The sequence below is a fragment of the Azospirillum agricola genome, assembly GCF_020005195.1.
In the GTDB taxonomy this organism is placed as follows: Bacteria; Pseudomonadota; Alphaproteobacteria; order Azospirillales; family Azospirillaceae; genus Azospirillum; species Azospirillum agricola.
In genome coordinates, this window is the sequence record NZ_JAIFZR010000005.1 from 492,141 (window position 1) to 511,588 (window position 19,448).

General features: G+C 68.2%; 17 protein-coding genes and 4 tRNA genes. 8 read left to right on the forward strand and 13 right to left on the reverse strand.

The genetic code is table 11. The annotated features are described in order from the left end of the window. Positions 1–91: 91 nt before the first annotated feature. The 11 genes from rpoB to JN22_RS17330 all read right to left on the reverse strand — a co-directional run bounded on the left by rpoB (position 92) and on the right by JN22_RS17330 (position 9,575). Positions 92–4,285 carry a DNA-directed RNA polymerase subunit beta gene (gene rpoB, locus JN22_RS17280; protein ID WP_085555141.1) on the reverse strand — a complete coding sequence of 1,398 codons (4,194 nt, stop codon included), beginning with the start codon at positions 4,283–4,285 and terminating at the stop codon, positions 92–94. 247 nt (positions 4,286–4,532) lie between these two features. Beyond that, positions 4,533–4,907: a 50S ribosomal protein L7/L12 gene (gene rplL, locus JN22_RS17285; protein WP_085555142.1), complete on the reverse strand. Its 375-nt coding sequence runs from the start codon at positions 4,905–4,907 to the stop codon at positions 4,533–4,535. Positions 4,908–4,980: 73 nt separating this feature from the next. After that, complete coding sequence (rplJ, locus tag JN22_RS17290) at positions 4,981–5,502, reverse strand: 50S ribosomal protein L10 (RefSeq protein ID WP_085555143.1); 522 nt, start codon at positions 5,500–5,502, stop codon at positions 4,981–4,983. 276 nt (positions 5,503–5,778) lie between these two features. Then, a complete protein-coding gene (gene rplA, locus JN22_RS17295) occupies positions 5,779–6,492 on the reverse strand; it encodes a 50S ribosomal protein L1 (protein ID WP_085555144.1) in 714 nt (237 codons plus the stop codon). Between the two features lie 3 nt (positions 6,493–6,495). Further along, on the reverse strand, positions 6,496–6,930 hold the full coding sequence (rplK, locus tag JN22_RS17300) for a 50S ribosomal protein L11 (RefSeq protein ID WP_085555145.1): 435 nt from the start codon (positions 6,928–6,930) through the stop codon (positions 6,496–6,498). A 145-nt stretch (positions 6,931–7,075) separates the two neighbouring features. Then, the gene (gene nusG / locus JN22_RS17305; protein WP_085555146.1) at positions 7,076–7,606 is read right to left on the reverse strand and encodes a transcription termination/antitermination protein NusG; all 531 of its coding nucleotides are present in this window, start codon (positions 7,604–7,606) and stop codon (positions 7,076–7,078) included. 2 nt (positions 7,607–7,608) lie between these two features. Beyond that, positions 7,609–7,806 (reverse strand): preprotein translocase subunit SecE, encoded by a 198-nt coding sequence (gene secE, locus JN22_RS17310; RefSeq protein WP_085555147.1) that lies wholly within the window; start codon positions 7,804–7,806, stop codon positions 7,609–7,611. A 70-nt stretch (positions 7,807–7,876) separates the two neighbouring features. Continuing rightward, positions 7,877–7,952, reverse strand: a tRNA-Trp gene (locus JN22_RS17315). A 126-nt stretch (positions 7,953–8,078) separates the two neighbouring features. Beyond that, entirely contained in the window at positions 8,079–9,269 is a 1,191-nt protein-coding gene (tuf, locus tag JN22_RS17320; protein ID WP_085555137.1) for an elongation factor Tu, read from the reverse strand. An 80-nt stretch (positions 9,270–9,349) separates the two neighbouring features. Next, positions 9,350–9,423 (reverse strand) — tRNA-Gly (locus JN22_RS17325). A 66-nt stretch (positions 9,424–9,489) separates the two neighbouring features. Further along, positions 9,490–9,575: transfer RNA gene (locus tag JN22_RS17330), tRNA-Tyr, on the reverse strand. A gap of 140 nt (positions 9,576–9,715) precedes the next feature. On the opposite strand from JN22_RS17330, the gene rlmB reads away from it, so the two are divergent. The 3 genes from rlmB (at position 9,716) to JN22_RS17345 (ending at position 11,098) form a co-directional block, all read left to right on the forward strand. After that, the gene (gene rlmB, locus JN22_RS17335; protein WP_085555148.1) at positions 9,716–10,567 is read left to right on the forward strand and encodes a 23S rRNA (guanosine(2251)-2'-O)-methyltransferase RlmB; all 852 of its coding nucleotides are present in this window, start codon (positions 9,716–9,718) and stop codon (positions 10,565–10,567) included. Positions 10,568–10,636: 69 nt separating this feature from the next. Further along, a tRNA-Thr gene (locus JN22_RS17340) sits at positions 10,637–10,711 on the forward strand. 123 nt (positions 10,712–10,834) lie between these two features. Continuing rightward, the gene (locus JN22_RS17345) at positions 10,835–11,098 is read left to right on the forward strand and encodes a hypothetical protein (RefSeq protein ID WP_223677769.1); all 264 of its coding nucleotides are present in this window, start codon (positions 10,835–10,837) and stop codon (positions 11,096–11,098) included. Positions 11,099–11,159: 61 nt separating this feature from the next. Here the strand turns inward: JN22_RS17345 and JN22_RS17350 are convergent, their stop codons facing one another. Then, positions 11,160–11,741 (reverse strand): polysaccharide biosynthesis/export family protein, encoded by a 582-nt coding sequence (locus JN22_RS17350; RefSeq protein WP_085555149.1) that lies wholly within the window; start codon positions 11,739–11,741, stop codon positions 11,160–11,162. Between the two features lie 276 nt (positions 11,742–12,017). Further along, positions 12,018–13,295: an outer membrane beta-barrel protein gene (locus JN22_RS17355; RefSeq protein WP_085557211.1), complete on the reverse strand. Its 1,278-nt coding sequence runs from the start codon at positions 13,293–13,295 to the stop codon at positions 12,018–12,020. A 919-nt stretch (positions 13,296–14,214) separates the two neighbouring features. Between JN22_RS17355 and JN22_RS17360 the strand changes: the two genes are divergently transcribed. The 5 genes from JN22_RS17360 to JN22_RS17380 all read left to right on the forward strand — a co-directional run bounded on the left by JN22_RS17360 (position 14,215) and on the right by JN22_RS17380 (position 19,445). Then, positions 14,215–14,658 carry a MarR family winged helix-turn-helix transcriptional regulator gene (locus JN22_RS17360; protein WP_085555150.1) on the forward strand — a complete coding sequence of 148 codons (444 nt, stop codon included), beginning with the start codon at positions 14,215–14,217 and terminating at the stop codon, positions 14,656–14,658. Positions 14,659–14,841: 183 nt separating this feature from the next. Further along, positions 14,842–16,083 carry an ABC transporter substrate-binding protein gene (locus JN22_RS17365; protein WP_396021950.1) on the forward strand — a complete coding sequence of 414 codons (1,242 nt, stop codon included), beginning with the start codon at positions 14,842–14,844 and terminating at the stop codon, positions 16,081–16,083. 43 nt (positions 16,084–16,126) lie between these two features. After that, positions 16,127–17,971 carry an ABC transporter permease gene (locus JN22_RS17370; RefSeq protein WP_085555151.1) on the forward strand — a complete coding sequence of 615 codons (1,845 nt, stop codon included), beginning with the start codon at positions 16,127–16,129 and terminating at the stop codon, positions 17,969–17,971. Then, the gene (locus JN22_RS17375) at positions 17,968–18,720 is read left to right on the forward strand and encodes an ABC transporter ATP-binding protein (RefSeq protein ID WP_085555152.1); all 753 of its coding nucleotides are present in this window, start codon (positions 17,968–17,970) and stop codon (positions 18,718–18,720) included. The genes JN22_RS17370 and JN22_RS17375 overlap by 4 nt, the downstream gene beginning before the upstream one ends. Continuing rightward, the gene (locus JN22_RS17380; protein WP_085555153.1) at positions 18,717–19,445 is read left to right on the forward strand and encodes an ABC transporter ATP-binding protein; all 729 of its coding nucleotides are present in this window, start codon (positions 18,717–18,719) and stop codon (positions 19,443–19,445) included. Before JN22_RS17375 ends, JN22_RS17380 begins: the two co-directional genes overlap by 4 nt. Positions 19,446–19,448: the final 3 nt, after the last annotated feature.

Sequence of the window (19,448 nt, forward strand, 5' to 3'; positions counted from 1 at the left end):
CCGCTGGCAGCGCCGCGTTGTCGGTTAAGGGCAGTGCGTGGCCCCGGAGCGGCGATCGGCCGTTCCGGGGCTTTGGTCACGTCAAACGGACTCAGTAGGACCGCTGGTTCAGTTCGACGTTCAGGCCAAGGGAGCGCAGCTCCTTGACCAGCACGTTGAACGACTCCGGAATGCCGGCCTCGAAGTTGTCGTCGCCGCGGACGATCGCCTCGTAGACCTTGGTGCGGCCGGACACGTCGTCCGACTTCACCGTCAGCATTTCCTGCAGCGTGTAGGCGGCGCCGTAGGCCTCCAGCGCCCAGACCTCCATCTCACCGAAGCGCTGGCCGCCGAACTGGGCCTTGCCGCCCAGCGGCTGCTGCGTGACCAGCGAGTAGGGGCCGATCGAGCGGGCGTGGATCTTGTCGTCCACCAGATGGTGCAGCTTCAGCATGTAGATGTAGCCGACCGTGACCTTGCGGTCGAAGGTCTCGCCGGTGCGCCCGTCGGTCAGCGTCGACTGGCCCGAACGGTCGAAGCCGGCGCGCTCCAGATGGACGCAGATGTCCTCCTCGCGGGCGCCGTCGAAGACCGGGGTCGCGAAGGGCACGCCCTTGCGCAGATTGCCCGACAGCTCCAGGATCTCGCCGTCGGTCATGTCGGCGATGTCCTCGGCGTAGGTCGCTTCGCCGTAGGAGGTCTTGAGCGTCGAGCGCAAGGCCTCCAGCTGCGGCGCCCCGTCCGCCTTCTGGCGGATGGCGAGCCGGTACTGGTCGACCGCGCGGCCGATCTGCTTGCCGAGGCCCGACGCGGCCCAGCCCAGATGCGTCTCGAGGATCTGACCGACGTTCATGCGCGAGGGCACGCCCAGCGGGTTCAGCACGAGATCGACGGGGGTGCCGTCCTCCAGGTAGGGCATGTCCTCCTGCGGGATGATGCGCGACACGACGCCCTTGTTGCCGTGACGGCCGGCCATCTTGTCGCCCGGTTGCAGCTTGCGCTTCACCGCGACGAAGACCTTGACCATCTTCATCACGCCCGGCGGCAGCTCGTCGCCGCGCTGGAGCTTGTCGACCTTGTTCTCGAAGCGGTCCTGGAGCGCCTTGATTGAGTCGTCGAACACCTTGGCAAGGTTCTCGACATTCTCCATCACCGTCTCGTCGGCGATGGAGATCTGGCGCCACAGGCCCTTCGACAGGCCGCCCAGCACCTCGTCGGTGAGGACCGTGCCGCCCTTCATGCCCTTCGGGCCGGCCTGCGCCGTCTGGCCGATCAGCACTTCCTTGAGGCGGGTGTAGAAGCTGCGCTCCAGGATGCCGCGCTCGTCGTCGCGGTCCTTGGCCAGCTTCTCGATCTCGGCGCGTTCGATGGCGAGCGCGCGCTCGTCCTTGTCGACGCCGCGGCGGCTGAAGACGCGGACCTCGACGATGGTGCCGACGACGCCCGGCGGCAGGCGCAGCGAGGTGTCGCGGACGTCGGACGCCTTCTCGCCGAAGATGGCGCGCAGCAGCTTCTCTTCCGGCGTCATCGGGCTTTCGCCCTTCGGCGTCACCTTGCCGACCAGGATGTCGCCCGGACGGACCTCGGCGCCGATGTAGACGATGCCGGCCTCGTCGAGGTTCTTGAGGGCTTCCTCGCCGACATTCGGGATGTCGCGGGTGATTTCCTCCTGGCCCAGCTTGGTGTCGCGGGCCATGACCTCGAACTCCTCGATGTGGATCGAGGTGAAGACGTCGTCCTTGACGATGCGCTCGTTGATGAGGATCGAGTCCTCGAAGTTGTAGCCGTTCCACGGCATGAACGCGACGAGCACGTTGCGGCCGAGCGCCAGCTCGCCCAGATCGGTCGACGGGCCGTCGGCGATGATGTCGCCGGCCTTCACCCGGTCGCCCACCTTCACCAGCGGACGCTGGGTGATGCAGGTGTTCTGGTTGGAGCGCTGGAACTTCAGCAGGTTGTAGATGTCGACGCCCGGCGCCGTGCTGTCCGAGCTGTCGGTGGCGCGGACGACGATGCGGGTCGCGTCGATCTGGTCGATGACGCCGGAGCGCTTGGCGACGATGGTCACGCCGCTGTCGCGGGCGACGGTCGCCTCCATGCCGGTGCCGACCAGCGGAGCGTCGGCCTTGACCAGCGGCACCGCCTGACGCTGCATGTTCGAGCCCATCAGCGCGCGGTTCGCGTCGTCGTTCTCCAGGAACGGGATCAGCGCGGCGGCGACGGAGACGAGCTGCTTGGGCGAGACGTCGATCAGGTCGATCGCCTCGGGCCGGAACATCAGGTACTCGCCGCCCTGGCGGCACGACACGAGATCGTTGGCGAAGGTGTTGTCCGCGTTCAGCTCGGCGTTCGCCTGGGCGACGACGTAGCGGCCCTCCTCCATCGCCGAGAGATAGACGACGTCGTTGGTGACGCGGCCGTCCACCACCTTGCGGTAGGGGCTCTCGATGAAGCCGTACTGGTTCACGCGGGCATAGGTCGCCAGCGAGTTGATCAGACCGATGTTCGGGCCTTCCGGCGTCTCAATCGGGCAGATGCGGCCATAGTGGGTCGGGTGCACGTCGCGCACCTCGAAGCCGGCGCGCTCGCGGGTCAGACCGCCCGGGCCGAGAGCCGAGAGACGACGCTTGTGCGTGATCTCGGACAGCGGGTTGGTCTGGTCCATGAACTGCGAGAGCTGCGACGAGCCGAAGAACTCGCGCACGGCCGCCGCCGCCGGCTTGGCGTTGATCAGGTCGTGCGGCATGACCGTGTCGATCTCGACCGAGCTCATGCGCTCGCGGATCGCGCGCTCCATGCGCAGCAGGCCGACGCGGTACTGGTTCTCCATCAGCTCGCCGACCGAGCGGACGCGGCGGTTGCCGAGATGGTCGATGTCGTCGATCTCGCCGCGGCCGTCCTTCAGGTTCACCAGAACCTTCAAGATCTCCAGGATGTCCTCCTTGCGGAGCACGCGCATCTGGTCGTCGGTCTTGAAGTTCAGGCGCGCGTTCATCTTCACGCGGCCGACGGCCGAGAGGTCGTAGCGCTCGCTGTCGAAGAACAGGCCGGAGAACAGCGCCTCGGCCGATTCCAGGGTCGGCGGCTCGCCCGGACGCATGACGCGGTAGATGTCGATCAGCGCGTCTTCGCGGCTGGCGTTGCGGTCCGCGTTCATCGTGTTGCGGATGTAGGCGCCGACGTTCAGGTGGTCGATCGCCAGCACCGGCAGCTCGTCGACGCCGGTCTTCTCCAGCTTGTCGAGATCGCTGGCCGACAGCTCGTCGCCCGCCTCGAACAGCACCTCGCCGGTGCGCTCGTTGATGATGTCGACGGCCAGATAGCGGCCGGTCAGCTCCTCGGTGGAGACCTGCTGCTCGGTCAGGCCGGCCTCGACCAGCTTCTTGATGACGCGCGGCGTCATCTTGGCGCCGGCCTCGGCGACCACGGCGCCGGTGGCGGCGTCGATCAGGTCGGAGACGAGCTTCACGCCCTTCATGCGGTCGACGTTGAACGGGGTCTTCCAACCGCCGGCCGAGCGCGTGTAGGTGATCGTCTCGTAGAAGTAGTTGAGGATCTCTTCCTTGGCCATGCCCTGCGCCTCGTAGGGCAGCAGGTCCTTGCGGTTGGCCTTGCGCTCGGCGCGCAGCGCCTCGGTCTCCGCGCCGTCGAGCGCGAAGAGCAGGGTCGTGGCGGGCAGCTTGCGGCGGCGGTCGATGCGGACGTAGACGAGATCCTTGGCGTCGAACTCGAAGTCCAGCCAGGAGCCGCGGTAGGGAATGACGCGGGCGGCGAACAGATACTTGCCCGACGAATGGGTCTTGCCCTTGTCATGGTCGAAGAAGACGCCCGGCGAGCGGTGCATCTGCGAGACGATGACGCGTTCGGTGCCGTTGATGACGAAGGTGCCGTTGGCCGTCATCAGGGGCATGTCGCCCATGTAGACGTCCTGCTCCTTGATGTCGCGGATGGAGCGCAGCCCGGTGTCTTCCTCGATGTCGAAGACCGACAGGCGCAGCGTCACTTTCAGCGGGGCGGCGAAGGTCATGCCGCGCTGCTGGCACTCCTCGACGTCATATTTCGGCTGTTCCAGCTCATACTTCACGAAGTCGAGCACGGCGCGGTCGGAGAAGTCCTTGATCGGGAACACCGACTTGAACACTTCCTGAAGGCCGAGGTTCGCCCGCTTCTCCGGGGCGATGTCCATCTGCAGGAAGTGGTCGTAGGAGCTGCGCTGCACCTCGATGAGGTTAGGCATCTGGGTGACTTCCGGGATGCGCCCGAAGCTCTTCCGAACACGTTTACGACCCGTAAAGGATTTGGCCATGGATGTCCCCAAACGTCTGCTACGTGATGCGCTTCAACCGACCGACAACCGTTCCCAAGGGGGCAGGCCCCCATTGGGTCACCCCGGCGGGCGACCGCGCGGGCCGTCCCGAAAACCGGGACGGAAAGAACCGCACCGGGACGAACCCGGTACGGCGAAAGGCAGAAAACGCCGCACAGCGGCCGGCCCCCTTGGGAGCCGACCGCCGTCCGACGTGGAACTGTATGAACCGTAACGCAACAAGGTCTTACTTAATATCGACCTTGGCGCCGGCCTCTTCAAGCTGCTTCTTGATCTTGGCGGCCTCGTCCTTCGTGGCGCCTTCCTTGACCGGCTTGGGCGCGCCCTCGACCAGGTCCTTGGCTTCCTTCAGGCCCAGGCCGGTGATGGCGCGGACTTCCTTAATCACGTTGATCTTCTTGTCGCCGGCGTCGGCGAGGATCACCGTGAACTCGGTCTGCTCTTCGACCGGAGCGGCGGCAGCGGCCGGGCCGGCGGCGGCGACGGCCACCGGAGCGGCGGCGGAGACGCCCCACTTCTCTTCGAGCAGCTTGGACAGCTCGGCGGCTTCCAGGACGGTCAGGGCCGACAGGTCGTCGACGAGCTTCTGCAGATCAGCCATGGTACTACTCCAAACGACTTGAGTTCTGGGTATGGAAAAAACGGGTGACTAAGAGACCGGCTGGAAAACCAGCTCAGGCCGCCTCGTCGTCCTTCTTCGCGTAGGCCGCCAGCACGCGGGCGACCTGGCCGCCCGGAGCCTGGAGGACACCGGCGATGCGGGTCGCCGGGGTCTGGATCATGCCCACGAGCTTGCCGCGCAGTTCGTCCAGCGACGGGAGCGAGGCGAGGGCCTTGACCCCCTCCGCGTCCAGCAGCTGGGTGCCGAGGCTGGCGCCGACGATCTTGAGCTTCTCGTTGGTCTTCGCGTAGTCGGCCACCACCTTGGCGGCCGCAACGGGATCCTTCGAGAAGGCGATCGCCGTCGGTCCCTTGAAGAGACCGTCCAGACCTTCGAACTGCGTCCCCTGAAGGGAACGACGGGCGAGCCGGTTCTTCGTCACTTTGAAGCTGGCGCCAGCAGCCCGAACCTTCGCACGCAGGTCGGTGACTTCCTTCACCGTCAGGCCCAGATGGTGGGTGACCACCACCAGGCCCGTGTCCTGGAGCTTCGATTGCAGAGCCGCGATCGTCGCTTCTTTTTGTGTACGATCCACGGATCGCCTCCTTGCACAGAGGTGTACATGGAGCCCCTCCCCCTTGGCAGGGATCGGAACTCCGGCGAACCTGTCCCAGAAGTTCAAGCCGTTCCTGTTCCGACTTTCATCGGAGTGGTGAACGGGTTCAACTCCCGTCTGCGCCGGTGAATTTTAAGCCCTTCCGTCTTGCGGACGGTCGGGCACCAGCGGTCTCGGACAGGGTGGGCAGTCGCCCGGAGGGAGACCACCCGATCCCCCCGGCCTCCGGAGAGGCCGGGGGGAAAACTCGGAAATTTACGCCGAGGCGCCGGCCGGGGCCGACACGGTGGCGAGGTCCAGCTTCAGGCCGGGGCCCATGGTCGAGGACAGCGAGACCTTCTCGATGTACTGGCCCTTGGCGCCGGTCGGCTTGGCGCGGCTGATCGCGTCGACGAAGGCGCGGATGTTCTGGACCAGCGCCTCTTCCGAGAAGCTGGCCTTGCCCACGCCGGCGTGCACGATGCCGGTCTTCTCGGCGCGGAACTCGACCGCACCGGCCTTGGCGGCCTTGACGGCGCCGGCGACGTCCGGGGTCACGGTGCCGAGCTTCGGGTTCGGCATCAGGCCGCGCGGGCCGAGCACCTTGCCGAGCTTGCCGACGACGCCCATCATGTCCGGGGACGCGATGCAGCGGTCGAAGTCGATGTTGCCGGCCAGGATCTTCTCGGCCAGATCGTCGCCGCCGACCACGTCGGCGCCGGCGGCCAGGGCCTCGTCGACCTTGGCGCCGCGGGCGAACACCGCGACGCGGACGGTCTTGCCGGTGCCGTTCGGCAGGTTCACGACGCCGCGGACCATCTGGTCGGCGTGGCGCGGATCGATGCCGAGATTCATCGCGATCTCGATGGTCTCGTCGAACTTGGTCTTCGACGTGCTCTTCAGCAGCGCGACGGCGGCCTCGAGGTTGTAGAAGCTGTCACGGTTGACGTTCTTGTAGGCGTCGGTCAGACGCTTGCCCAGCTTGGCCATGGATCAGCCCTCCACCACTTCGAGGCCCATCGAGCGGGCGGAGCCGGCGATCATGGTCGCGGCGGCGTCGACGTCGTGCGCGTTCAGATCGACCATCTTCTTCTGGGCGATCTCGCGGATCTGCGACGTGGTGACCGAGCCGACGAAACCGCCCTTGCCGGGGGTCGTCGAACCCTTGTCCTTGCCCGAGGCCTTCTTCAGGAAGTAGCTGACCGGCGGGGTCTTGGTCACGAAGGTGAAGGTGCGGTCGCCGTAGGCGGTGATGACCACGGGAATCGGCATGCCGACTTCCAGGTCCGCCGTCTTGGCGTTGAACGCCTTGCAGAACTCCATGATGTTCAGGCCGCGCTGGCCGAGCGCCGGGCCGATGGGCGGCGACGGGTTCGCCTTGCCGGCCGGGACCTGCAGCTTGATGTAACCGACGATCTTCTTCGCCATGGGACAACCTCCAGAGACGGCGCCTTGCGGAACGGCTCGGCGCCGCGGGGTTTCGCGGTACGGCTATGGCGGGCCTACCGCAACAGAAGGAGCCACCGACGGCCAGGCCGACGGCAGCTCCGGGAAACAGGATGAAACGCGGACCTCAGACCTTTTCGACCTGGGTGTATTCCAGCTCCACCGGGGTCGAACGACCGAAGATCGACACCGCCACCTTGAGGCGGGACTTCTCCTCGTCGACTTCCTCGACGACACCGTTGAAGGAGGTGAAGGGACCGTCGCTCACACGAACCTGCTCGCCCACCTCGAAGGTGATCGACGGCTTGGGGCGCTCGAAGCCTTCCTGCACCTGATGGATGATCCGCTCGGCCTCGCGCTGCGAGATCGGCTGCGGCTTGCCGCCGCCACCCAGGAAGTCCGTGACCTTCGGCGTGTTCTTCACCAGCGACCACGTCTCGTCGATCAGGTCCATCTTGACCAGGACGTAGCCGGGGAAGAACTTGCGCTCGCTGTTGACCTTGGAACCCCGGCGAACCTCGACCACTTCCTCGGTCGGAACCAGGATTTCCTCGAACTTGTCGGCCAACCCCTTCTGCTCCGCCTTCTCGCGGATCGCCTGGGAGACTTTTTTCTCGAAACCCGAATACACATGCACGACGTACCAGCGCGCGGCCATGCTCAGCCTCCCAGTCCAAGGATCAAGCGAACGGCGAACGCCAGCACCTGATCGACGACGAGGAAGAACAGGGCGGCTAGCACGACCATGACGAAAACCATGGCGGTCGTGATGCCGGTTTCCTTGCGGGTCGGCCAGGTGACCCTGGCAACCTCGCGGCGGACCTCGCGCGCGAATTCTGCGGGATTGACTTTAGCCATCGTGCGAACCGTGCGAGCTCCGGAGCGACTGTAGGGTGCCGCTTCTACCCAATTCGTTATCTGGACGGGATGGCAGGAGCGGAGGGGCTCGAACCCGCAACCCCCGGTTTTGGAGACCGGTGCTCTACCAATTGAGCTACGCTCCTATCGCCGTCCGGCCGAGACCTCCGGAGAGATCAAGGCGTTTTACCGGAAGCACTTACCATAAGCAACCTGCCCTTTGAACCACCCCCGCCGGGCTTCCGTCCGGCGGGGGAGGCAGGCTTATAGCATCACTCGACGATCTTGGCAACAACGCCGGCGCCGACGGTGCGACCACCCTCGCGGATGGCGAAGCGCAGGCCCTCGTCCATGGCGATCGGGGCGATCAGCGCCACGTCCATGGCGATGTTGTCGCCCGGCATGACCATCTCGACGCCTTCCGGCAGCGACACCATGCCCGTCACGTCGGTCGTGCGGAAATAGAACTGCGGACGGTAGTTGGTGAAGAACGGCGTGTGGCGGCCGCCCTCTTCCTTCGTCAGGATGTAGGCCTCGGCCTTGAACTTGGTGTGCGGGGTGATCGAGCCCGGCTTGGCCAGAACCTGGCCGCGCTCGACGTCCTCGCGCTTGGTGCCGCGCAGCAGCGCGCCGATGTTGTCGCCCGCCTGGCCCGACTCGAGCAGCTTGCGGAACATCTCGACGCCGGTCACCGTCGTCTTCACCGTCGCCTTCAGGCCGACGATCTCGACTTCCTCGCCGACCTTGACGATGCCGCGCTCGACGCGGCCGGTCACCACGGTGCCGCGGCCCGAGATCGAGAACACGTCCTCGATCGGCATCAGGAACGGACGGTCGACCGGACGCTCCGGCTGCGGGATGTACTCATCCACCGTCTTCATCAGGGCGAGAACGGCGTCACGGCCGATCTCCGGCGAACGGTCTTCCAGCGCGCACAGGGCCGAGCCCTTGGTGATCGGAATGTCGTCGCCCGGGAACTGGTAGGACGAGAGCAGCTCGCGCACTTCCAGCTCGACCAGCTCCAGCAGCTCCGGATCGTCGACCATGTCGACCTTGTTCATGAACACCACCAGCGCCGGCACGCCGACCTGGCGGGCCAGCAGGATGTGCTCGCGGGTCTGCGGCATCGGGCCGTCGGCGGCCGACACGACCAGGATCGCGCCGTCCATCTGGGCGGCGCCGGTGATCATGTTCTTCACGTAGTCGGCGTGGCCGGGGCAGTCGACGTGCGCGTAGTGGCGGTTGGTCGTCTCGTACTCGACGTGGGCGGTCGAGATCGTGATGCCGCGCGCCTTCTCTTCCGGCGCCTTGTCGATCTGATCGTAGGCGGTGAAGGTCGCGCCGCCGGACTCCGCCAGCACCTTCGTGATCGCCGCCGTCAGCGACGTCTTGCCGTGGTCGACGTGGCCGATCGTGCCAACGTTGCAGTGCGGCTTATTCCGCTCGAACTTTGCCTTCGCCATCGCTTTGATCTCTCGTTCCCGACGTTCCGGACGCACAACATGGCCCGGCCGGGATCGGTTCAGCCGGGGCGCGCGCGGGTTGGAGCGGGTGAGGGGAATCGAACCCCCGTCGTAAGCTTGGAAGGCTTCTGCTCTACCATTGAGCTACACCCGCCTCGCCATCCCGCCGGCGCGACCGTCCGGGGCAAAACCAGATCACGGACAAGCCGTGGAATGTAAGTGGTGGAAGGGACTGGATTTGAACCAGTGTACGCTTACGCGGGCAGATTTACAGTCTGCTGCCTTTAACCACTCGGCCACCCTTCCGTTCCGCTTCGGGCTGAGCCCGTCGCGGAGTTCGGCACTATCCCCATTTTTTGGGCCTTGTCAACACGACGTCGGCGGTTCACACAAAAAAACTTCGCTACGCCGTTCCGGCGGGCTCCTCCCTCCTCTTTGCGGGTACCATGACGCGCTCCAAGCCCCCCTCCTCCGGCCATCCCGGCAACCGTTCCTCCGGCAAGCCCCAGCACACGCCCCGGGAGACGTCCAAGGGCGGCGGCGGCCCCCGGGGCGCCCAGGGCGCCTGGCTCTATGGCCTGCACCCGGTGACGGCGGCCTGGACGAATCCCGAGCGGCGCGTCCACCGGCTGCTGGCGACCGAGGCGGGGCGGGCGGCGCTCGACGGCGCGCTCGCCACGGCGCGGACCGCCGGACTGAGCCGCCCCGGCCTCACCATCGTCGACAAGACCGAACTGGACCGGCTGATGCCGCCGGGGGCGGTGCACCAGGGAGTCGCGGCCGACGTCGCCCCGCTGCCCGACGTCGGGATCGACGACCTCTGCAACGAGCTGGCCGGCGAATCGCAGGCCGTCATCGTCGTGCTCGATCAGGTGACCGATCCCCACAATGTCGGGGCCATCCTGCGCTCCGCCGCCGCCTTCGGCGCCCGCGCCGTGGTGGTGACCGAGCGGCACGCCCCGGAAACCACCGGGGTGCTCGCCAAGAGCGCGTCCGGCGCGCTGGAGGCGGTTCCGCTGGTGCGGGTGACCAACCTCGCCCGCAGCCTCGCGGAGTTGCAGCAGGCGGGCTTCTGGAGCGTCGGGCTGGCCGAGTCGGGAAAGGGCACGCTGGCCCAGCTCGACCTGACCGGCAAGACGGTGCTGGTGATGGGGGCGGAGGGCAGCGGGCTGCGCCGCCTGACCATGGAGCGCTGCGACGTCATCGCCCGCCTGCCGACCGGCGGCCCCGTCGGCAGCCTGAACGTGTCCAACGCGGCGGCGGTCGCCCTGTACGAGGTTGCGCGGCTGCGTGCGTGAGGCCACGAGCGTAAGGCTTGTTCCGGAAGCGGGAGGACGCTAGTGTAGGCCCGCCTCAGCGACGGGCTTGCCGGATTAGCACAGCGGTAGTGCAGCGGTTTTGTAAACCGAAGGTCACGGGTTCAAATCCTGTATCCGGCACCACTCCCCTCCCCCGCCGCCGTCCTCACCGTCGTCCCCGAATCGGGAACCGATGTCCTCGCAGCCCGGTTGGACCGATACGGGCGCGCGGCGGTCGCGCCGTCCGATCCGTTCGACGCGAGGCCGATGATGACGCTTCCCAAGCCCGACGCCGGTCACGGCGCCCCCGCTCCCCACACCGCCGAGCCGCACCGCCTGCGCGACGCCATCGACCGCGGCCTGACCGGCGACAAGGTGCCGGCGACCGATCCGGCGGCGGCGCCGCTCGGCACCGACGACGAGGCCGCCGGGACGACGGCGCCCCTCTTCGACGCGCGGGACTCGGTGGTTCCGAAGAACCAGCGCATCCCGCCGGGTCAGAAGAAGGGCGGCGACACCTTGGACACCTGAGCCCCCCCCCCGGAGACCGTGATGGCCCCGGGGGCGACCGATTGGACGCGGGAACGGCCGATCAGAAATAGCGCTCCGGAATGCGGACCACGTCGTCCGGCATCACCGTCGTGGTGATCGGCGCCTTGCGCAGCTGCTTCTTGGGGTCGTTGCCGCGGGTGATCAGGACAAAATCCTCCTTGGCGCGGTAGGTGTATCCGCCGGCCATCGCCACCGCCGACAGCGCCGTCATGCCGTTCTGGAACTGGTACTGGCCGGGGTTGCGCACCTCGCCCAGGATGAAGAAGGGCCGGTGGTTCATGACCTCGACGCTGACCTTGGCGTCGCGCACGTAGCCCTGCGACAGCTTGGAAGAGATTTCCTTCTCCACCTCGCCGGTGGTGCGGTTCTTGGCCGTCACGTCGCCGATCAGCGGCATGGCGACCTTGCCGGTGCCGTCGACCCGGAACTCGCCGGAGAGCTGCTCCTCGCCGAAGACGATCACGCGCAGCGCGTCGCCCGACCCCAGACGGTAGTCGGTGGACTGGACGGCCTCCGACGTCTCCATCGGCGCGTCGACCCCGGCGCAGCCCACCATGGCGACGGCGAGCGCGGCCAGCCCCACGGTGCGGCCGAGCGCGCGGAACACATGATGTCGATTCATCCCTAAACCCCTTCCCTGGCTCGTGGAGGCCGGATCGGCACCCTTCCGGGCGGCGCGACCCGGCTTCCGGTGGTCACGCAATCCTGAACTCGGGTGGAGCCTAGCGTCTCGCAAGCGCTTGGGAAAAAGTGGAGAGGAATTACCGCCTTCGGGTCAAGGAAACCGAGTCCGCCGGATGAGGCCGTGAACGCAGGAGGGGCGCCCATCGCAAGACGGACGCCCCTCGTCAACCATGCCCTTCGGCCTGTGCTTTTGCCGGGTACTTGGCGAAACGAACTACATCTGAGCGCCGAGGCGCAGATACACGAGGTTGTCCGAGTAATCGAGGCCGGACACGTTCGAATCGCGCTTCTCGTAGGTGTAGCCGCCGGTCAAATAGAGGTTGCGGCTGAACTGGTAGGTGGCGCCGGCGCCCAGCGTGGCGATGTTGTCCTTGCGGTTGTTGCCGTTGAAGTCGTCGCGGCGGTACTGGGCCCGGCCGTTCAGCAGCAGCGTGCGCAGCAGCTCGTGGTCGACGCCGACCGCCAGGATGGTGCGCTCGTAGCTCGACGCGGTGCCGAGGCCGAGGCTGCTGGTGGTCTCGCGGATCTGGCGGCTGAGCGAGCCGGTGACCGTGGTGAGCTGGGTGACCGACCAGTTGATCCGGCCGCCGAGCGCCAGGCCGCCGAAATCCTCCAGCCGCGAATCGTCGTAGTTGCGGGCGAGGTAGCCGGCGTAGAACTCGCCGGTGATCAGGCTGGTCAGCTCGCTGGCGATGCCGCCGACGACCTCGTAGCCGTCCGAGTCGCGCTTGACGCCGTTGAAGTCGCGGTCGCGGCGGTGGCGGGTCCAGGAATAGGTGCCCTGGACGAAGGCCTCGTAGCCCTCGATGAACTCGTAGCCGACGCGGGCGGTGGTGCCGTACTGCCAGCGGTCGCGGTCACCCTGGAGGGCGACGCCGCCACCACGGATGCCGACGTCGTCGTATTCGGAGTATTGCGCGGTGCCGGACAGGCGGGCGCGCAGGCGGTTGAAACGCTGGGTGTAGCCGACCTCGCCGCCGCTCTCGGTGTATTTCACCGGCTCGGCGTAACCGGAGAGGCTGTCGATGTCGCCGCGGCCCTCGTGCCGGCGGCGGTGGTAGAGCTGGCCGTCGACAGCGCCGCTCTTGGTCACGTCGTAGCGGCCGTCGGCCTGGACGGTGTAGTCGGTGTAGTTCTCGCTGGAGTAGTCCGAGTAGCGCCCGACGTCGGCCGAGGCCGTGAAGTTCAGCGCGTGGGCGGAGAAGTCCGAGCGGATGTCGAGGCGCGGCTGCACGGTCCAGATGTAGTCGTGCTTCCTGTCGTTCTCGGTCGCGAAGACGTTGCTGTCGTAGGTGGCGCCGGCCTCGACGCGGGGCAGGAAGCGGAAGGATCCGGCGCGGATGCCAAGCTGCTCGACCTCCGGACGGCGGCGCTCCAGCACCGTCTCGCCGCGCTGGAGGTCGTCGTCCCGCTGCTGGGCCATGGCCGTAAGCGAGGTCAGCCCGGTGGAGGCGAACGCCAGGGCGAGAAGGGACAGGGTGCTGGTCTTCATGGGATCACCGCGCATGGCTGGAATCGGTCGGCTCGAACATCGGTCGGCTTTTTCCGTCGAAAGCGCCCGCCGATCGGAAGACCGGCCGGAGCCCTGGAGCAGAGCGCCTCAATCTTGTGTGGAGCGCCGCACCCGTCCGGATGCGGCCCCGTCCCGCAAAGACACAACAAGGCGTGCTTATGGTGCAACAGTGAAGCCGACGCCGGCCGGTTTTTGCCGAGGCCTGTGGTGTGAGGGCAACAAGACGGCGGTCATGCGGCAAGGAAACGATTCCGCGACCGCGAAATCCTCGGCGTTCCGGAAAAACGACCTAAGACCAAAGCCATAGAAATATGGGTCATGGCCTGGAGAAGCCGCGCGCTCCTCTTGGAACCCGGCCTTGGAGCGGACGGTTGTTCAACGGTGCGCCGCATGGCGCGCCGCAAGGGAGACTCTTCGTCATGACCCGCCCAATCGACACCCGGCCGCCGAAGCCCACCAAACGCCCGTCCGATGATCGCATGCCACCCTACACACCGGGCGGAATTCCCCAGCCGGAAGGGCAACCTCCTGATTCCCCTGCGGAAAAAAGTGCGCCCGCAAACACTTACCCACCGAAGCAAAAACCATGAGAAGGCCGTGGCCGATCCGGAAATCGCAGCGGATCCCCCGCCTTTTCCAGGAATCGCCATTACCGGAACGGCCGGCGTTGTCTTTGAGACGCCGCATGGCGAAGACCACGCGACTGTGGCTCTATGCCGCATCCGCGAAGGTTGCTCCGGGCCTGTTGTCTTTCTACGCTTTGGGTCAAGGAACGCACTGAACGACGCAACGCATTCGAAACAAGGAATCGGCGTCTTCGCAGCCGGGAGCCGCGCTCCGTGCCCGCTTCGCCTTCGCCCCCGGATCGAAGGTGGGCGCGTTTTATTGGCGTATGCCCATGGACGACTTCGGCCGACCGCCGCCCCGGGACGACTACCAGCTGGCCGTCCAGGTGCATCACCGTCTCCGCCGCGCCCACCAGCGGGCGTCGGCGATCTTTCTCGACACCATCGGCGATTCCCAGCTGACCCCGACGCAATGGTCGGCGCTCGCCACCCTGTACAGCGAAGGGGTGCTGTCGCAGAACCAGCTCGGCCGGCTCACCTTCATGGATCCGGCGACCACCCAGGGCGTGATCCTGCGGCTGGTGGAGCGCAGTCTGGTCGAACGCCATCCCGACCCGCAGGACCGGCGGCGCACCAGCGTGCGGCTGACCCGAATCGGCGAGGCGCTGGTCGTCGACCTGATGGCCAACGCCGCCACCGCCCATGACCGGACCCTGGAGCCGCTGTCGGCGGAGGAGCGCGCCCAGTTCCTGCGCCTGCTTGCCCGGCTGATGTGATTTCCGGCCGACGAAGGGAGTCGGGCGGACGGCTCCGGGCAGCCAGCTTTGGGCGGACGGCTTTGAAACGGTGACATTTGCGTGGGGTTTGCTATGAACGCGGGGCGGCTCCCGGATGGGGCCGTCTCCGTCCGCAAGTCCGCCTTGCCGCAACGCCACCTTCAACGCCGGGACGCCCGCAGGATGATGAACCGCCGTCAGACCCTTTCGCTGCTGGGCGCCGCCGCGCTGCTCGCGCCACTGGCCGGGCACGCTCCCGCCGCCCTCGCCCAGGCGGCCGCCCAGAGCAGCGCCGGCCCGATCCGCGTCGGCGAGATCAACAGCTACACCGGCCTGCCCGCCTTCACGATTCCCTACCGCCAGGGCTGGCAGCTCGCGGTCGAGGAGGTCAACGCCCGGGGCGGCCTGCTCGGCGGGCGCAAGCTGGAGGTCGTCTCGCGCGACGACGCCGGCAAGCCCGACGACGCCGTGCGCGTCGCGCAGGAGCTGCTGAGCAACGAGAAGGTCGAGCTGCTGGCCGGCACCTACTTCTCGCACATCGGGCTGGCGGTGGCCGACTTCGCCGCGCGCAACAAGGTGCCCTTCGTCGCCGCCGAGCCGCTGACCGACGCCATCACCTGGTCCAAGGGCAACCGCTACACCTTCCGCCTGCGCCCCAGCACCTACATGCAGGCGTCGATGCTGGTGGAGGAGGCGGCCAAGCTGCCGGCCAGGCGCTGGGCCACCGTGGCGCCCAACTACGAGTACGGCCAGTCGGCGGTGACGTGGTTCAAGCAGCTCCTCAAGGAGAAGCGCCCCGACGTCGAGTTCGTCGCCGAGCAATGGCCGGCGCAGGGCAAGCTGGAGGCCGGACCGACCGTGCAGGCGCTGGCGGCCGCCAACCCCGAGGCGATCTTCAACGTCACCTTCGGCGCCGACCTCGCCAAGCTGGTGCGCGAGGGCGAGGGGCGCGGCCTGTTCCGGAACCGCAAGGTGGTCAGCCTGCTGACCGGCGAGCCGGAGTATCTCGACCCGATGAAGGACGAGGCGCCGGAGGGCTGGATCGTCACCGGCTACCCGCAGGAACAGATCGACACGCCGGAGCACAAGGCCTTCCGCGACGCCTACACCGCGCGCTTCAAGGAAACGCCGCGCCAGGGCTCGGTGGTCGGCTACGCGACGCTGGTGGCGATCGCCGGCGCCGTCGAGAAGGCCGGCTCGACCGATCCGGAGAAGCTGGTCGACGCGCTGAGCGGCCTGTCGATCTCCAGCCCCTTCGGCCCGGTGGTGTTCCGCGCCTCGGACCATCAGGCGACGATGGGCGCCTATGTCGGCACCACCACGGTGAAGGACGGGCGCGGCACGATGAAGGACTGGCGCTACGCCGACGGCGCCGCCTATCTGCCGGGCGACGAGGCGGTGCGCGCGCTGCGGCCGGCGAACTGACCGGCGGCGCCAGCGGCCGGCCCATCCTCCCCCGGGAGCCTCCATGTCCTTCCTGCTCGTCCAGGCCCTGAGCGGCCTCGCCACCGCCGCGACCCTGTTCCTGGTGTCGTCGGGGCTGACCATCGTCTTCGGGGTGACGCGGATCGTCAATTTCGCGCACGGCTCCTTCTACATGCTCGGCGCCTATCTCGGCTGGTCGCTGGTCGAGCGGTTCGGGACCGGCGTGGGCGGCTTCTGGGCCAGCGTCGCGGCGGCGGCGCTGGGGGCCGGCGCGCTGGGCGCCCTGATGGAGGTCGCGCTGCTGCGGCGGCTCTACCGCTCGCCGGAGCTGTTCCAGCTTCTCGGCACCTTCGGAGTCGTCCTGGTGTTGCAGGACGCCGCCTCCTGGATCTGGGGCTCCGAGGATCTGCTGGGCCGGCGGGCGCCAGGGTTGAAGGGATCGGTCGAGATCCTCGGCCAGCCCTTCCCGCTCTACGACCTGATGCTGATCGGGCTGGGACCGCTGGTGCTGGGGCTGCTCTGGCTGCTGTTCAACCGCACCCGCTGGGGCACGCTGGTCCGCGCCGCCACCCAGGACCGCGACATGGCCTCGGCGCTGGGCGTCGACCCGGCGCGGCTGTTCACCGGCGTGCTGTTCCTCGGCTCGGCGCTGGCCGGGCTGGGCGGCGCGCTCCAGGTCCCGCGCGAGGCGGTCAACCTGCACATGGACATGGCCATCGTCGTCGAGGCCTTCGTCGTCGTCGTGGTCGGCGGCATGGGCAGCCTGACCGGCGCCTTCCTCGCCTCGCTGCTGATCGGCCAGTTGCAGGCCTTCGGCATCCTGGTCTTCCCGCAGATCACGCTGGTGCTGGTCTTCCTGTTCATGGCGGTGGTGCTGGTGCTGCGCCCGCACGGGCTGATGGGCCGGGCGGAGGAAACCCCGCCGACCGCCTCCGCCGCCCTGGCGCCGCCGCTGACCGCCGGGCGCGGCGCCGGCTGGGGCGCCGCGCTGCTGCTCGCCGCGCTGGCGCTGGCGCCGCTGGCCGCCGGCGACTACGCGCTGATCGTGCTGACCGAGATGGTCATCCTCGCCCTGCTGGCGGCGAGCCTGCATCTGCTCATCGGGCTGGGCGGGCTGGTCTCCTTCGGCCACGCCGCCTGGTTCGGGCTGGGGGCCTACGGCGCCGCGCTGCTGGTCAAGCATCTGGGCGCGCCGATGCCGCTGGCGCTGGCGGCGGCACCGCTCGTCGCCGGGGCCGGGGCGCTCATCGCCGGCTGGTTCTGCGTGCGGCGGTCGGGGCTGTATTTCGCCATGCTGACGCTGGCCTTCGCCCAGATCGTCTGGTCGGTCACCTTCCAATGGTACGGCTTCACCGGCGGCGACAACGGCATCGTCGGCGTCTGGCCGCCGCCCTGGGCCGCCGGCAAGGCTGCCTATTATTGGCTGACGCTGGGGCTCTGCGCCGGGGCGCTGGCGCTGCTGCGCCGCGCCGCCTTCGCTCCCTTCGGCTACGCCCTGCGCGCCGGCCGCGACTCGGCCCTGCGCGCCGAATCGGTGGGTATCGACGTCCGGCGGCACCAGTGGCTGGCCTTCGCGCTGGCCGGCTCGGCGGCCGGGCTGGCCGGCGGGCTCTACGCCTTTTCCAAGGGCAGCGTCTTCCCCACCCTGATGGCGGTGCCGGTGTCGGTCGACGCGCTGGTGATGGTGCTGATGGGCGGCATCCAGACCGTCGCCGGCCCGCTGGCCGGGGCGGCGGTCTTCCACCTGCTGGAGTCCGAGGTGATGCGGATGACCGAGCTGTGGCGGCTGGCGCTCGGCCTTGTCATCGTCGCGCTGGTGCTGCTGTTCCCCAAGGGCATCGTCGGCTTCCTGGCGGATGTCCTGGCCGACCGGCGGAGGCGGACGTGAGCGCGGCGAATCGCCTGGAGGTGCGCGACCTCCACCGCTCCTTCGGCGGGGTCCGGGCGCTGAGCGGCGTGTCCTTCACGCTCGAATCGGGCGACCTGCTGGCGCTGATCGGCCCGAACGGCGCCGGCAAGAGCACCTGCTTCAACCTGCTGAACGGCCAGTTGCGCCCCGACGCGGGATCGGTCCGGCTCGACGGCGCCGAGCTGGTCGGGTTGCCGCCGCGCCGCATCTGGGCGCTGGGCGTCGGGCGTACCTTCCAGATCACCGCCACCTTCGCCTCGATGACGGTGGCGGAGAATGTGCAGATGGTCCTCCTGTCGCGGGCGCGCCGGCTGTTCGGCCTGTGGCGCCCGGCGTCGGCCTGCTTCCGCGACGAGGCACTGGCCCTGCTCACCCGCGTCGGCATGGACGCCCAGGCCGACCGCCCCTGCGGCGTTCTGGCCTACGGCGACCTGAAGCGGGTGGAGCTGGCGATGGCGCTGGCGAGCGACCCGAAGATCCTGCTGATGGACGAGCCGACCGCCGGCATGGCGCCGTTCGAGCGGCTGGAGCTGATGGCGCTGACCGCGTCGCTGGTGCGCGAGCGCGGCCTCGCCGTGCTGTTTACCGAGCATGACATGGACGTGGTGTTCGGCCACGCCACCCGCGTGCTGGTGCTCGACCGTGGCCGGCCGATCGCCGAGGGCTCCCCGGAGTCGGTGCGCGCCGACGCCCGCGTGCAGTCCGTCTATCTCGGAGACGAGGCATGAGCGCTACCCGGCCCACCGCCCCCCTTCTCGAGGTCGCCGGGTTGGAGGCGTGGTACGGCCGCGCCCACATCCTGACCGGCGTCGACCTCACCGTCGGGCGCGGCGAGGTCGTCGCCCTGATGGGCCGCAACGGCGCCGGCAAGACCACCACCCTGAAGGCGGTCATGGGCTTGGTCGGGCAGCGCGCCGGCCGGGTCGCCTTCGAGGGCCGCGCCATCGCCACCCTGCCCCCGCACCGCATCGCCAGGCTCGGCGTCGGCTATGTGCCGGAGGATCGGCGCATCTTCGCCGACCTGACGGTCGAGGAGAATCTGGAGGTCGGCCGCCAGCCGCCCCGCCCCGGCGCTCCGGCCTGGACGCCCGAGCGTCTCTTCGCCCTCTTCCCCAATTTGGCGGAGATGCGCGGCCGGCGCGGCACGCGGATGAGCGGCGGCGAGCAGCAGATGCTGACGCTGGCCCGCACGCTGATGGGCAACCCGTCGCTGCTGCTGCTCGACGAGCCGTCGGAAGGGCTGGCGCCGATCATCGTCCGCCAGATGGCCGAGGCGGTGCGCCGCCTGAAGGTGGAGGGGCTGTCGGTGCTGGTGTCGGAGCAGAACCTGTCCTTCGCCGCCGCCGTCGCCGACCGCGCCAGCGTCATCGAGAAGGGCCGCGTCCGCTGGACCGGCACGATGGCGGAGCTGATGGCCGACGAAGCGGCGCGGCGGGCCTATCTGGCGCTGTGACCT